The 13,834-nt window shown below is 70.1% G+C and carries 13 protein-coding genes; 3 read left to right on the top strand and 10 right to left on the bottom strand.

Features of this window, described 5'->3' with window-relative positions:
- Positions 1-22: 22 nt before the first annotated feature.
- The 10 genes from Tther_RS02565 to Tther_RS02520 form a co-directional block, all read right to left on the bottom strand.
- Positions 23-670, bottom strand: coding sequence for a DUF502 domain-containing protein (locus Tther_RS02565; RefSeq protein WP_143900574.1), 648 nt, complete (start codon positions 668-670; stop codon positions 23-25).
- A gap of 13 nt (positions 671-683) precedes the next feature.
- Complete coding sequence (locus Tther_RS02560) at positions 684-989, bottom strand: FmdB family zinc ribbon protein (RefSeq protein ID WP_143900572.1); 306 nt, start codon at positions 987-989, stop codon at positions 684-686.
- A 92-nt stretch (positions 990-1,081) separates the two neighbouring features.
- Positions 1,082-2,635, bottom strand: coding sequence for a ubiquinone biosynthesis regulatory protein kinase UbiB (gene ubiB / locus Tther_RS02555; protein ID WP_143900570.1), 1,554 nt, complete (start codon positions 2,633-2,635; stop codon positions 1,082-1,084).
- Positions 2,632-3,276, bottom strand: a complete 645-nt coding sequence (locus tag Tther_RS02550) for a hypothetical protein (protein ID WP_185974981.1) — start codon at positions 3,274-3,276, stop codon at positions 2,632-2,634. Before Tther_RS02550 ends, ubiB begins: the two co-directional genes overlap by 4 nt.
- A 42-nt stretch (positions 3,277-3,318) precedes the next feature.
- Positions 3,319-4,314, bottom strand: coding sequence for a Tim44 domain-containing protein (locus Tther_RS02545; RefSeq protein WP_143900645.1), 996 nt, complete (start codon positions 4,312-4,314; stop codon positions 3,319-3,321).
- A 74-nt stretch (positions 4,315-4,388) separates the two neighbouring features.
- Positions 4,389-5,120, bottom strand: a complete 732-nt coding sequence (gene ubiE / locus Tther_RS02540; RefSeq protein WP_143900567.1) for a bifunctional demethylmenaquinone methyltransferase/2-methoxy-6-polyprenyl-1,4-benzoquinol methylase UbiE — start codon at positions 5,118-5,120, stop codon at positions 4,389-4,391.
- A 23-nt stretch (positions 5,121-5,143) separates the two neighbouring features.
- On the bottom strand, positions 5,144-5,557 hold the full coding sequence (locus Tther_RS02535) for a gamma-butyrobetaine hydroxylase family protein (RefSeq protein ID WP_143900565.1): 414 nt from the start codon (positions 5,555-5,557) through the stop codon (positions 5,144-5,146).
- A gap of 18 nt (positions 5,558-5,575) precedes the next feature.
- Positions 5,576-6,037: an HIT family protein gene (locus Tther_RS02530; protein ID WP_143900563.1), complete on the bottom strand. Its 462-nt coding sequence runs from the start codon at positions 6,035-6,037 to the stop codon at positions 5,576-5,578.
- A complete protein-coding gene (locus tag Tther_RS02525; RefSeq protein WP_143900561.1) occupies positions 6,034-9,942 on the bottom strand; it encodes a DUF3683 domain-containing protein in 3,909 nt (1,302 codons plus the stop codon). Before Tther_RS02525 ends, Tther_RS02530 begins: the two co-directional genes overlap by 4 nt.
- A gap of 132 nt (positions 9,943-10,074) precedes the next feature.
- Positions 10,075-10,347 carry a hypothetical protein gene (locus Tther_RS02520; RefSeq protein ID WP_143900559.1) on the bottom strand — a complete coding sequence of 91 codons (273 nt, stop codon included), beginning with the start codon at positions 10,345-10,347 and terminating at the stop codon, positions 10,075-10,077.
- Between the two features lie 34 nt (positions 10,348-10,381).
- Here Tther_RS02520 and hemA point away from each other — a divergent pair, with 34 nt between their 5' ends.
- The 3 genes from hemA to prmC are packed head-to-tail and all read left to right on the top strand — an operon-like array spanning position 10,382 to position 13,823.
- A complete protein-coding gene (gene hemA, locus Tther_RS02515) occupies positions 10,382-11,698 on the top strand; it encodes a glutamyl-tRNA reductase (RefSeq protein ID WP_143900557.1) in 1,317 nt (438 codons plus the stop codon).
- Positions 11,695-12,807: a peptide chain release factor 1 gene (gene prfA, locus Tther_RS02510; protein WP_143900555.1), complete on the top strand. Its 1,113-nt coding sequence runs from the start codon at positions 11,695-11,697 to the stop codon at positions 12,805-12,807. The genes hemA and prfA overlap by 4 nt, the downstream gene beginning before the upstream one ends.
- A gap of 14 nt (positions 12,808-12,821) precedes the next feature.
- Complete coding sequence (gene prmC / locus Tther_RS02505) at positions 12,822-13,823, top strand: peptide chain release factor N(5)-glutamine methyltransferase (protein WP_143900553.1); 1,002 nt, start codon at positions 12,822-12,824, stop codon at positions 13,821-13,823.
- Positions 13,824-13,834 lie beyond the last annotated feature (11 nt).

Genomic DNA, 13,834 nt, shown 5'->3' with positions numbered 1-13,834 from the left:
CGGTCAACAGGGTCCGGGCGGCTCATGCCGGCCCGGCGGGTGACACCGGGGCCGCCAGCGGGGGCTTGCGCCCCCCGGGCACGATGACCCCCATGGAAATGACGTAGGTCAGCGCCTCGTCCACGCTCATCGCCAGCGGCACGACATCGCGCCGGTGCACCATGACGAAGTAGCCGCCGGTCGGGTTGGGCGTGGTCGGCACGTACACGCTGTAGTAGTCCTGCGGCGGCAGGTGGCGCGCCACATCGCCGCCCGGGGCGCCGGTCAAAAAAGCGATGGTCCACATGCCCTCGCGCGGCCACTGCACCAGCAGCGCCTGGCGAAAGGCATTGCCCTTCTCGGACAGCAACGTGTCCGACACCTGCTTGACGCCCGAATAAATCGAGCGCACCACGGGGATGCGCTGCAGCAACGCGTGCCACCACGCGATGAGCTGGTTGCCCACGTAGTTGGACGCGATCGCGCCGATGCCCAGCACGATGGCCAGGGCCAGCAGCACACCCATGCCGGGCAACCGCATGCCCAGCCAGCGCTCCGGCTGCCAGGCCGCGGGCAGGATGTTGAGCGTCTGGTCCAGGGTCGAGACGACCCAGTCCAGCACCCACAGGGTGACGATCAGGGGGACGAGGACGAGCAGCCCGGACAGCAGCCAGCGCCGCAGGGCGCCCACGACCCGCGACCGCTCAATGACAGCCACAGGCGGCCCCGCACGGCGTCGCGCCTGCATCGCTGCTGGACGACGCGCTGCTTTGCGCGCTCGCCGTCGTGGCCGCAGCGCCCGCACCCGCGGCCGCCCCCGAGTCGCCGCTGTTGCGGAAATCGGTCACGTACCAGCCGGTCCCTTTGAGCTGAAAACCGGCAGCGGTCAACTGCTTGCGAAACGTCGACGCGCCGCACGCCGGGCACGTGGTCAGCGGCTCGTCCGACACCTTTTGCAACACGTCCTTGGCGTGGCCACAGGACTCGCACTTGTACGCGTAGATGGGCATGGCTGCACCTGCAAGGAAGTCTGGGTTGGAACCGGGATTCAGCAAAACTTTGCATTATAAGTGGGGCGCACCACCCCACCCTTCAAGCCCACCTACCACAGGCGCAGCCGCAACCACCACTGCATGGCCATGAGGCCGGCGACGAACCCAAACAGCACGTAGATCACCATCATCAGCAGGCGCTGGGTGCGCCGCTGCTCCCGCACCAGGCGGTCGATCTCGTGACGCAAGTCGGTGGGCCGCTGGCGCAGGTAGTCGTGCAGCAAGCGTGGCAGCTCGGGCAACAGCTTGGCGTAATGCGGCGCCTCGGCCTGGAGCTGGCGCCAGAATTTTTTCGGCCCAACCTGCTCGAGCATCCACTTTTCCAGGAAGGGCTTGGCCGTGCTCCAGAGGTCGAGGTCGGGGTCGAGCTCGCGGCCCAGCCCCTCGATGTTGAGCAGCGTCTTTTGCAGCAGCACCAGCTGCGGCTGGATTTCGACATTGAAGCGGCGCGAGGTTTGAAACAGCCGCATCAGCACCAGCCCCAGCGAAATGTCCTTGAGCGGCCGATCGAAGTACGGCTCGCACACGGCGCGAATGGCGGCTTCGAGCTCGTCGACACGCGTGCCGGCCGGCACCCAACCCGATTCGATGTGCAGCTCGGCCACGCGCTTGTAGTCGCGCCGAAAAAACGCCGTGAAGTTTTGCGCCAGGTACTCCTTGTCGAACTGCGTGAGCGTGCCGACGATGCCAAAGTCGAGCGAAATGTAGCGCCCAAAGGTTGCCGGCTCGAGCGAGACCTGGATGTTGCCCGGGTGCATGTCGGCGTGGAAAAAGCCGTCGCGAAACACCTGGGTGAAAAAGATCGTGACGCCGTCGCGCGCCAGGCGCGGGATGTCCACGCCCGCCTCGCGCAGGCGCTGCACCTGGTTGATCGGCACGCCGCGCATGCGCTCCATCACCAGCACGTCGCTGCGGCACCAGTCCCAATACATCTCGGGGATGAGCACCAGGTCCAGCCCGGCCATGTTGCGGCGCAACTGGGCGGCGTTGGCCGCTTCGCGCAAGAGGTCGAGCTCGTCGTGCAGGTATTTGTCGAACTCCGCCACCACCTCGCGTGGCTTGAGACGGCGGCCGTCACGCGACAAACGCTCCAGCCATGCGGCCATGGTGCGCATCAAGGCCAGGTCTTTTTCGATCACCGGCAGCATGTTCGGGCGCAGCACCTTCACCGCCACCTCGCGCCCATCGCGCAGGGTGGCAAAATGCACCTGGGCAATCGAAGCGCTGGCCACCGGCTGGCGCTCGAAATGGGCAAAGACCGCATCCAGCGGCCGCCCAAAGGCGCGCTCGATGGTGGCGATGGCCACGTCACTCGGAAACGGCGGCACGCGGTCCTGCAGCCGTGCGAGCTCGTCCGCGATATCGGCCGGCAGCAAATCGCGCCGGGTGGAGAGCACCTGGCCAAACTTGACGAAGATCGGCCCCAGCCGCTCCAGCGCCTCGCGCAGGCGCTGACCGCGCGGGGCCGACAGGTCGCGCCCGATGGTCAGCACACGGCGCACCAGCCCCAGCACCGGGTGCCGAAAGCCCGACAGCGCCAACTCGTCCAGGCCGTAGCGCAGCACGACCCAGACAATGAACCAGCCGCGCAGCCAGCGCCTCATGCGTCGGCTCCGCCCGCGGGCGCCGCCGACGGCGGCGCTGGCCGCACACCCGCGCGCAGGGCCTGCGCGCGCTCGCGCGCGGCCTGCACGGCGGGTTGCAGCCCGGAGCGCAACGCCGCCACCGCACGGCGCACCGTCTGCACCAGGGTGTGGGCCATGGCATCGCCCATCAGGCGTGCCAAGTCCTCCTCGACGTCCCAGCGCACGTTGTCGACCAGCCACGCCACCTCGGCGGCCAGCTGCACATCGCCTTCGATGGCCACCGTGGGCTTTTCGCCGCGCGCGAATTTGCCGGCCAAGGCCAGCGGGGAGGGCTCGGTGACGGTCAGCACCAGGTCGTTGGCACGCCCCTCCTCACGGCTGATCTGGAGCAACCCCGCTGGCGAAATGTCCAGGGGCAGCTCCAGCGTCGGCAGCTGCACCGGCATGGCCGCGTCCGGCCCGGCACGCAGGCACAGGCGCACGCGCTTGCCCGCCTGCCGGCGCAGGCGCTGGGTGGCCTCGGGCTCCTGCTGCAGCACGTGGTTGAGCCCAAGCACGAGGCGGTTGCGCAACTCGTCGCGCAACCACGCCGGCGGGGTGGGCAGGGGCCACGGCCCCGCCGCGGGGCGGGATCGAAAGAAAAACGGGGGCTCGCTCATGCCCCCGATTCTGCCGGATTGGACCGCGCCCGCACCGCGCGCTCATTGCAGGGCCTGCACGCCCGCCACCAACCAGCCCCCGCGCCCGTCTTTGGGGCGGGTGATGTTCCAGACCTCGCGAAACGGCTGCGGCCCCAGCGCCGGGTTCTCGCGGATCAGGCCGGAGAATTCGACGCTGGCCATGTACGCGTGGCCCAGGTCCTCGATGCCCAGCAGTTGGGCGTCCAGCGTCACGACCTCGGTGACGTTGGGCACGCCGGGTTGGGCGGCTTCGCGCTCGGCCAGCTGGGCCTCGATTTGCGTCAGCATCTCGTCGGTCATGAGCGCGCGCAGGGCGGGGATATCGCCGCGGTCCCAGGCGGCTTGCAGGCGCACGAAGTTGTCTTTGGAGGCGCGCAAAAAGCCCTCGGTGTCGAAGTCCGCCGGAATGCCCCACGTCTGCGCGCCGGTCAACGCCGCGCCCGCGCCGAGCGCGCTGCCGATCAGGCTGCCCGAGGCGCCAGACGCCCCCGCGTCACCACCGAACTGCGTGCGCTCCCACGGACGCGCGGAAGCGTCGTTGCCGACATGGCCTGGCTGGTAGCTGCGCGGCGTCACGGGCGGGGTGCCCGCACCGGCGCCAGCGCCCTGCCACGCCAGGGGCGAGCGCGCCGCGCCCGTGCGCGCGCGGCGCACCCAGGCGACGACCGCCCACACCGCCACCACCAGCAGCAGGATCAGCAAAAACTGGGCAAACGCCTCGCCCAAGCCCAGCGCCGAGGCCAGCCACGCCAGGCCCAGGCCCGCCGCCAATCCCCCCAGCATGGCACCCCAGGGGCGCTGCGGCTTGGCCGCCGCACCGGCGGCCCCAGCCGCCGCGCCAGCAGGCGCGGCCGGGGCGGACTGCGCCTGCGCCTGCGCCTGCGCCTGCGCGGGCGCCGGGGCGGGCGCAGGCGGCTGCGGGGCGCTGTTGCGCTGCACCACATTGCTGGACTGCTTGCCCAGCGAGCCACCGCCACCCAGGCGCTTGGCCCACACCTCGGCCGACGACAGCGTCATCGCCGCCACCAACAGCCACGTCCCGAGTTTTGTGTTCACGGTGCCTCCGTCATGCCCCGCACGGGGCGCAGATATCAGACCTTCAAACCCACGTGCAGCGCAACGACGCCAGCGCTCAGGTTGTGCACGTCGACATGACCGAAACCGGCGTCGCGGATCATGGCGCGCAGCGTTTCCTGATCGGGGTGCATACGGATCGACTCGGCCAGATAGCGATAGCTGGCCTCATCGTTCGCCACCCAGCGGCCCAGGCGCGGCAACACGTGGAAGCTGTACCAGTCGTAGGCTTTTTGCAGCGGGGGCGCGACCTTGGAAAACTCGAGCACCAGCAGCTTGCCGCCGACCTTGAGGACTCGATGCATCTCGCGCAGCGCAAGTTCCTTGTGCGTCATGTTGCGCAGGCCAAACGCCACCGTCACGAGGTCGAAGTGGCCATCCGGAAACGGCAGGCCTTCGGCGTCGCACACCACCGTGGGCAGCACGATGCCGTGGTCGAGCAGCCGGTCGCGCCCGTGGCGCAGCATGGCTTCGTTGATGTCGGTGTGCACCACGGTGCCGCCCGGCCGCACCTTGGGCGCAATGGCCAGCCCCAGGTCGCCCGTACCGCCTGCGATGTCGAGCACGCGCTGCCCTGGCTGCGGGTTGGCGACCATCACGGTGTAGGCCTTCCACCAGCGGTGCAGGCCGGCCGACATCAGGTCGTTCATCAGGTCGTAGCGCGGCGCGACCGAGTCGAACACGGCGCGCACGCGGTGCGCTTTTTCGCGCTCGTCGACGGTCTGGAATCCGAAGTGGGTTTGGCTCATGCCGCTATCGTAGCGGGCTTCGCTCAGTGTTGGCCACAGCCGTGGCCGGCTTTGGGGGGCATGGGCGCATCGCGGTCGACGCCGGCTTCGGCCAGGCGTCGCTCGTAGTCGGCCCACAGCGCCTCCTGCTGCGAACCCAGGAAGTACAAATAATCCCAGGTAAAAATGCCCGAGTCGTGGCCGTCCGAAAACGTTGGCTGCACCGCGTAGTTGCCCACCAGCTCCAGCGCCACGATGTCCACGTTGCGCTTGCCGGTTTGCAGCACCGCTTGGCCGGGGCCGTGGCCCTGCACCTCGGCCGACGGCGAATACACGCGCATCAGCTCGAACGGGATGCGAAAGCGCGCGCCGTCGGCAAACGCAATCTCGAGCACGCGCGAGGCGCCGTGAACGGTGATCGACTCGGGCACGGGGGCGGTAGCGGGATGGGCAGCCATAGCGGTTTCCGTCAGCGGTCAAGGGTGGGCGGACGCTCGCGGGGTGAGCGCCTCAACGATCGCGGCGTCGCACGCGGGCAACGCCGCCCGCAGCGCCGCCAACCGGGTGCCGTCGGCGCTGCGGCGCGGGGCGTCCCACACCGGCGCCGGAAAACGGCTGTCCCAATCAAAGCGGGCGATGACATGCCAGTGCAGATGCGGCACCACATTGCCCAGCGCGGCCAGGTTGACCTTGGTCGGCTGCAGGGTGCGGCGCACGGCGCGCTCCACGGCGGTGACGATGGCCATGGCGTCGGCCTGCGCGGCCGGCGGCAGATCGGACCATTCGGCCACATGGTCGGTGGCGATGACCCGGTACCACGCCGGGGCCTCGGCCACCTCGGCGCCCAGCGCGCGCACCACGCGCCAGTCGCGACCGCGCCACAGCAGCAGCCCGCCGTCGTCGCGGCACAGCGGGCAGTCGGCCCCAACCTCGCTCACACCAGCACCCGTTCGATGCCACCGGCGTTGGCGCGCGCCACGTAATCGGGCAGCCAGTTTTCGCCCAGCACCTGGCGCGCGATCTCGACGACGATGTAGTCGGCCTCCAGCAGCCCGTTGCTCAGGTCCTCGCCGTAGCGGCTCAGCCCCTGCAGACAGCTCGGGCACGAGGTCAGAATCTTGGTCCGCCCTGGCGTGGTCGCCACCCCATGGCGCTCGGCCACCGCGGCAAGCTCGCGCTCGTTTTTGCGCAGCTCCTGCTCCTTGCGGAAACGCACCTGGGTGGACACGTCCGGGCGCGTGACCGCCAGCGTCCCGGACTCGCCGCAGCAGCGGTCGCTGGCGACCACGGCCGGGCCCACCAGGGCCTTGACGGTCTTGAGCGGGTCTTGCTGCTTCATGGGGCTGTGGCAGGGGTCGTGGTAGAGGTAGGCGCCCTTGCCTTCCAGCTTCACACCCTTTTCCAGCAGGTACTCGTGGATGTCGACAATGCGGCAGCCGGGGAAGATCTTGTCGAATTCATAGCCCTGCAGCTGGTCGTAGCAGGTGCCGCAGCTCACCACCACGGTCTTGATGTCGAGGTAGTTGAGCGTGTTGGCCACACGGTGGAACAACACCCGGTTGTCGGTGATGATTTTTTCCGCCTTGTCGAACTGGCCGCTGCCGCGCTGCGGGTAGCCGCAGCACAGGTAGCCGGGTGGCAGCACGGTCTGCACGCCCACGTGCCACAGCATGGCCTGCGTGGCCAGACCCACCTGGCTGAACAGCCGCTCCGAGCCGCAGCCGGGGAAGTAAAACACCGCCTCGGCGTCGGCGCTGGTGCGCTGCGGATCGCGGATGATGGGCACGTAGGCCTTGTCCTCGATGTCCAGCAGCGCGCGTGCGGTTTTCTTGGGCAGGTTGCCCGGCATCTTTTTGTTGATGAAGTGGATCACCTGCTCTTTGATGGGGGCGGTGCCCACGGTGGCCGGCGGCGCGCTGGTCTGGCGGCGCGCCAAGCCCTTGAGCGCCTCGTGCGCCAGGCGCTGCGCCTTGTAGCCCACGTCCACCATGGCGGTGCGCATGAGCTTGATCGTCTCGGGGTTGGTGGCGTTGAGGAAGGCCATCGCCAGCGCATTGCCCGGCCGCCACGACTTGCGCCCCATCTTGCGCAGCAGGTTGCGCATGTTCATGGACACGTCGCCAAAGTCGATCTTGACCGGACACGGACTGAGGCACTTGTGGCACACCGTGCAGTGGTCGGCCACGTCCTCGAACTCCTCCCAGTGCTGCAGCGACACGCCGCGGCGCGTCTGTTCCTCGTACAAAAAGGCCTCGATCAGCAGGCTGGTGGCCAAAATCTTGTTGCGTGGGCTGTACAGCAGATTGGCGCGCGGCACGTGGGTGGAGCACACCGGCTTGCACTTGCCGCAGCGCAGGCAGTCTTTGATGCTGTCGGCAATGGCGCCGATGTCGCTTTGCTGCATGATGAGCGACTCGTAGCCCATGAGGCCAAAGCTCGGCGTGTACGCCTGGCTCAGGTCGGCGGCGTGCACATCGGGGCCAAGCGCGGCGGCGTCGCGCAACAGCTTGCCGCGGTTGAAGCGCCCTTGCGGGTCCACGCGGCGCTTGTACTCGGCAAACGGCGCCAGCTCAGCGTCGCTCAGGTATTCGAGCTTGGTGATGCCGATGCCGTGCTCACCCGAGATGACACCGTCGAGGCTGCGCGCCAGCGCCATGATGCGAGCGACCGCCTCGTGCGCGGTCTGCAGCATGTCGTAGTCGTCGCTGTTGACGGGGATGTTGGTGTGCACGTTGCCGTCGCCCGCGTGCATGTGCAGCGCCACCCACACGCGCCCCTTGAGCACGCGCTGGTGGATGGCCTCGCACTCCGCCAGCACGGGGGCGAACACCGCACCGGTGAACAGGTCGCGCAGCGGCTGGCGCAACTGGGTCTTCCAGCTTGCGCGCAGGCTGTGGTCCTGCAACTGCTCGAACAGGCTGCGCCCGCCCGGCGGCGCGGGGTCGTCCAGGCCCTCTTTCCACGCCTGCCACTGGGCGCGCACCGCGCGGATGAGCGCCAGCGCCTGTTCGGTGCGCTCGGCCAACCACTCGGGCCCGGGCATGTCGTTGGGGTCTTCGGCCTTGCCCAGCGGCAGCGCGCCGCGCGCAAAAAACGCCTCCAGCTCGTCGCAGAGCCGGATTTTGTTGCGCAGGCTCAGCTCGATGTTGATGCGCTCGATGCCCAGGGTGTACTCCCCCATGCGCTCGAGCGGGATCACCACGTCCTCGTTGATCTTGAAGGCGTTGGTGTGGCGGCTGATGGCCGCGGTGCGCTTGCGGTCGGCCCAGAACTTCTTGCGCGCCTCGGGGCTGACCGCGACAAAGCCCTCGCCCGCGCGCGCATTGGCCAGGCGCACCACCTCGCTGGTGGCACGCGCCACGGCGTCGGGGTCGTCGCCCACGATGTCGCCGATCAGCACCATCTTGGGCAGCGTGCCGCGCTTGCTCTTGGTGGTGTAGCCCACCGCTTTGAGGTAGCGGTCGTCCAAGTGCTCCAAGCCCGCCAGCACGGTGCCGGTGCGCTTTTGTTCGGCGAACATGAAGTCTTTGATCTCGACGATCGAGGGCACCGCATCCTTGGGGTTGCCAAAGAACTCCAAGCACACGGTGCGGGTGTGCGCGGGCATGCGGTGCACCACCCAGCGGGCGCTGGTGATGATGCCGTCGCAACCTTCTTTTTGCACGCCCGGCAGGCCGCTCAAAAACTTGTCGGTGACGTCCTTGCCCAGACCGGCCTTGCGAAAGCTTCGGCCCGGGATGTCGAGCCGCTCGGTGCGCAGCGGCGTCTTGCCATCGGCCGCCAAGTAGCGCAGTTCGAAGCTGGCCACCTCGGTGTCGTGGATCTTGCCCAGGTTGTGGCCGATGCGGTGCACCTCCAGCCATTCGGCATTGGGCGTGACCATGCGCCAGCTGGCCAGGTTGTCCAGCGCCGTGCCCCACAGCACCGCTTTTTTGCCGCCGGCGTTCATGGCGATGTTGCCGCCGATGCACGACGCCTCGGCCGAGGTGGGGTCAACCGCAAAGACGAAACCGGCGCGCTCGGCCGCATCGGCCACGCGCTGCGTCACCACCCCAGCTTCGGTCCAGATTGTGGGCACCGGCTGCGCCAGGCCGGGCAGCTGCACGTGCTCGACCTCGGTCATCGCCTCCAGTTTTTCGGTGTTGATGACCGCACTCTTCCAGGTCAGCGGCACGGCGCCGCCGGTGTAGCCGGTGCCGCCGCCGCGCGGAATGATGGTCAGGCCCAGCTCGATGCACCCCTGCACCAGGCCGGCGACCTCGGCCTCGGTGTCGGGGGTCAGCACGACGAACGGGTACTCCACCCGCCAGTCGGTGGCATCGGTCACATGGCTGACGCGGCTCAGACCGTCGAACTTGATGTTGTCCTTGTGGGTGTGGCGGCGCAGCACCTTGACGACGCGCTGGCGCAGCGCCGCCATCTCGTCGAACGACTGCGCAAACGCCTGCACCGCGCGCCGGGCATGGTCGAGCAGTTCCCCAACCAGCGCATCGCGCTGCCGGTCCTCCTGCGGGCGGCGGCGTTTTTCGATTTCGCCCAAGCGGTGGTGCAACGCTTCGATGAGCGCCGCGCGGCGCTTGGGGTTGGCCAGCAGGTCGTCCTGCAGGTACGGATTGCGCTGGACCACCCACATGTCGCCCAGCACCTCGTACAGCATGCGCGCGGAGCGGCCCGTGGCGCGCTCGCGGCGCAGCTGCTCGAGCACGGTCCAGGCGCGCTCGCCAAGCAGCCGCAGGACGATTTCCCGGTCCGAGAACGAGGTGTAGTTGTAGGGAATTTCGCGCAGGCGGGGGGCGTCGGGCGCGGCGTCGAGCAGGGCGTGGAGGGGCGTCGGAGCGTTCATGGGCGAAAGCGGCTGGCAGACCGCGCGTCGCCCCGCCTGGGGGCGCGGCGGCCGACACGGGCTGTGGATGTTACCGCAGCGCAACACGGCCGCGGGGCGGGCGGGGTCCGGCGTCCCTCCCGGCGGTAGGGATCATCGGGTGCGGCCGCGGTCGCGCCAGGCGGCCAGCGCGCCCATCACCGCCACCAGGGCCGCGTAGGTGACCATGCGGCCATCGCGCCCCTGCAGCACCAGGCCCGCCACCATCACCGCCGAGCCCGTCAGCCCCAGCCAGGCCCCATGCGCCAGCAGGGCGCGCGCGCGTGTGCCGGGCAGCGCGCGCCACGCCAGCGCGGGGGCAAGCAGGGCCGCCACACCCCAGGCCGGCGCCACGAGGTTGAGCCCATGCCAAAACAAGGCCAGCATATCCACAAGGGGCGCAATTTTATAATCCGACACCATGGCAGCAGTCTGGGCGCTCGGCATCAACCACCAAACGGCCCCGCTCGATGTGCGCGGGCGGTTTGCGTTCGCCCTCGACCAAGTGCCCGAGGCGCTGCGGCGTTTTCGCGCCGCGCTGGCGCGCCAGCCGGAAGCCGCGCTGCTGTCCACCTGCAACCGCACCGAACTGTATTGCGCGGCCGACGAACCGCTGATCGAACCGGCCATCGACTGGCTGGCCCAAACCGGCGGCGTCAGCGCCGACACGCTGATGCAGCACGCCTACGTGCTGCGCGAGGACGCGGCGGCGCGCCACGCGTTTCGCGTCGCCAGCGGGCTCGACAGCATGGTGCTGGGCGAGGCGCAAATCCTGGGCCAGCTCAAGGACGCGGTGCGCGCCGCCGATGCCGCCGGGGCCCTGGGCACCACGCTGCACCAGCTCTTTCAGCGCTCGTTTGCCGTGGCCAAGCAGGTGCGCACCAGCACCGACATCGGCGCCCACTCGATCAGCATGGCGGCAGCGGCCGTGCGTCTGGCCAGCCAGCTGTTCGAGGATTTGCGCGACATCCGCATCCTGTTCGTGGGCGCGGGCGAAATGATCGAGCTGGCCGCCACGCACTTTGCGGCGCGCCAGCCGCGCGCGATGGCGGTCGCCAACCGCACGCTGGAGCGCGGCGAAAAGCTGGCCGCCCGCTTTGGCGCCGAGGTCATGCGCCTGTCCGACCTGCCGGCGCGCTTGCACGAGTTCGACGCGGTGATCAGCTGCACGGCCAGCACCCTGCCGCTGATCGGCCTGGGCATGGTGGAGAGCGCGCTCAAGCGCCGGCGCCACCGCCCGATCTTCATGGTGGATCTGGCGGTGCCGCGCGACATCGAGGCCGAGGTCAAGGCGCTGGATGACGTCTACCTCTACACCGTGGACGATCTGGCCGCCGTGGTGCAGGCCGGCAAGGACCACCGGCAAGCCGCCGTGGCGCAGGCCGAGGCCATCATCGACGCCGGGGTGCAGAGCTTCATGCACTGGCTGCGCCAGCGCGACCCGCACGCCGGGGTGGTGGGGCTGATCCGCGACCTGCAGGCCCAGTCCGAGGCCTGGCAACAGGCCGAGCTGGCGCGCGCACGGCGGCTGCTGGCCAAGGGCGCCAGCCCCGAAGAGGCGCTGCAAGCCCTAGCGCGCGGCCTGACGCACAAGATGCTGCACGGTGCGCTGGCCGAGCTGCACAGCGGCGACGAAGCCAGCCGGCGCCACACGGCCGACGTGGTGGCGCGCCTGTTCCTGCGCGGACGGCCGCAAGGGGCCGCGACCCCGCCCGAGCCGAGCGCGATGCCCCGATGAAGCCCTTCGTCCGCGAATCGCTCGAGCGCTTGCGCCTGCGGCTGCACGAGCTCGACGCCCAGCTCTGCGCGGCCGATGCCACCGCCGACCGGGAGCGCTTTCGGGCCCTCACGCGCGAGCACGCCGACACCGACGCCATCGTGCAGCCCTACCTGCGCTACCTGCAGTGCGAAGCCGCGCTGGCGCACGCGCGCCAGCTCGCGGCGGACGCTCAAGCCGGTGGCGACGCCGAGCTGGCCGCGCTGGCCGAAGACGAAATCGCCAGTGTGCAAAGCGAACTCGACGCCCTGGCCGCCGAGCTGCAGACACGGCTGCTGCCGCGCGACCCGGACGACGAGCGCCACGCTTTCGTCGAAATCCGCGCCGGCACCGGCGGCGAGGAAGCGGCGCTGTTTGCCGCCGACCTGGCGCGCATGTACACCCGCTACGCCGAGCGCAACGGCTGGCGGGTGGAAGTCATCAGCGAATCGCCCAGCGAGCTGGGTGGCTACAAGGAGGTCGTGCTGCGCATCGTCGGGCACGGCGCGTATGGCCGCCTGCGCTTCGAGTCGGGGGGGCACCGCGTGCAGCGCATTCCGGTCACCGAATCGCAGGGCCGCATCCACACCAGCGCCTGCACCGTCGCCGTGCTGCCCGAACCGGACGAAGCCCAGGCGGTGCAGATCAACCCGGCCGAGCTGCGCATCGACACCTTTCGCGCCAGCGGCGCCGGCGGCCAGCACGTCAACAAGACCGACTCGGCGGTGCGCATCACCCACTTGCCCACCGGGATCGTCGCCGAATGCCAGGACGACCGCAGCCAGCACCGCAACCGCGCCAAGGCGCTGCAGGTGCTGCTGGCCCGCCTGCAAGAGCGCGAGCGACGCGAGCGCGAGGCGCGGGAGGCCGCCACGCGCAAGGGCCTCATCGGCAGCGGCGATCGCAGCGACCGCATCCGCACCTACAACTTTCCGCAAGGCCGCGTCACCGACCACCGCATCCACCTGACGCTGTACAAGCTGCCGGCGGTGCTGGAGGGGGATTTGGACGAGCTGGTGCACGGCCTGCAACTGGCCCGCGGCGCCGAGCTGATGGCGGAGCTGGAGGCGCGCGCGGGCCAGCCCGCCTGAGCGCGGCACGGGCCATGGCGGCTGTCCCCCTCCCCCCGCAACCCCGCGCTGGCGCCCCCGCAGGCGCGACGCTGCGCGCCGCCTTGCAGCACGCGCAGGCCCGTGGGCTGCAACGCCTGGACGCGCAATGGCTGCTGCTGCACGCCCTGGGGCGGCCGCCAAGTGACCGCGCCTGGCTGCTGGCGCACGACGATGCCCCCCTGGACGCCGCCACCGCCGACCACTATGCCGCGCTGTGCCAGCGCCGGCTGGACGGCGAGCCACTGGCCTACCTGACCGGCCAGCGGGGGTTTTACGGTTTGACGCTGCAGGTCGATGCGCGTGTGCTCGACCCCCGCCCCGATACCGAAACGCTGGTGGACTGGGCGCTGGCGCTGCTGCCCGCCGACGCGCACGCGCAGGTGTTGGATTTGGGCACCGGCAGCGGCGCCATCGCGCTGGCCGTGCAGCACGCGCGGCCCCGTGCCCGCGTGTGGGGCCTGGACAGCAGCGCCGACGCCCTGCAGGTGGCCGCCGCCAACGGCCGGCGGCTGGGGCTGCCGGTGCGCTGGCTGTGCGGCCACTGGTGGGCGGACTGGGCCGCGTGGCCCGCCGCAGCCGGCGCGGCGCCAGCCGCCACCCACGCCCCTCGCGATGCGCCCGCCTGGCCGGCGCGCTTCGACCTCGTGCTGGCCAACCCACCCTACCTGCGCGCCGACGACCCGCACCTACCCGCGCTGCGGCACGAGCCGCGCTCGGCGCTGGTCGCCGGCGACGATGGCCTGGCCGACTTGCGGGCCATCATTGCGGGGGCGCCGGCGCGCCTGGCCACCGGAGGCTGGCTGCTGCTCGAACACGGCTGGGACCAAGCCGACGCCGTGGCCGCCCTGCTGCGCGCGCGGGGCTTTGCCGACATCGACCACCGACACGACCTGGGTGGGCACCGGCGCTGCACCGGCGGCCGCTGGCCCCACGACACCCCTGCCGACACGGATATCCCGCGCGCCGCCAGCGGCGCGCCCCGTCAGTGGCGATAATTCGCACACGT

It is taken from the genome of Tepidimonas thermarum (assembly GCF_007556705.1).
Classification (GTDB): Bacteria; Pseudomonadota; Gammaproteobacteria; order Burkholderiales; family Burkholderiaceae_C; genus Tepidimonas; species Tepidimonas thermarum.
This window is presented reverse-complemented; position numbering and strand designations above follow the sequence as displayed.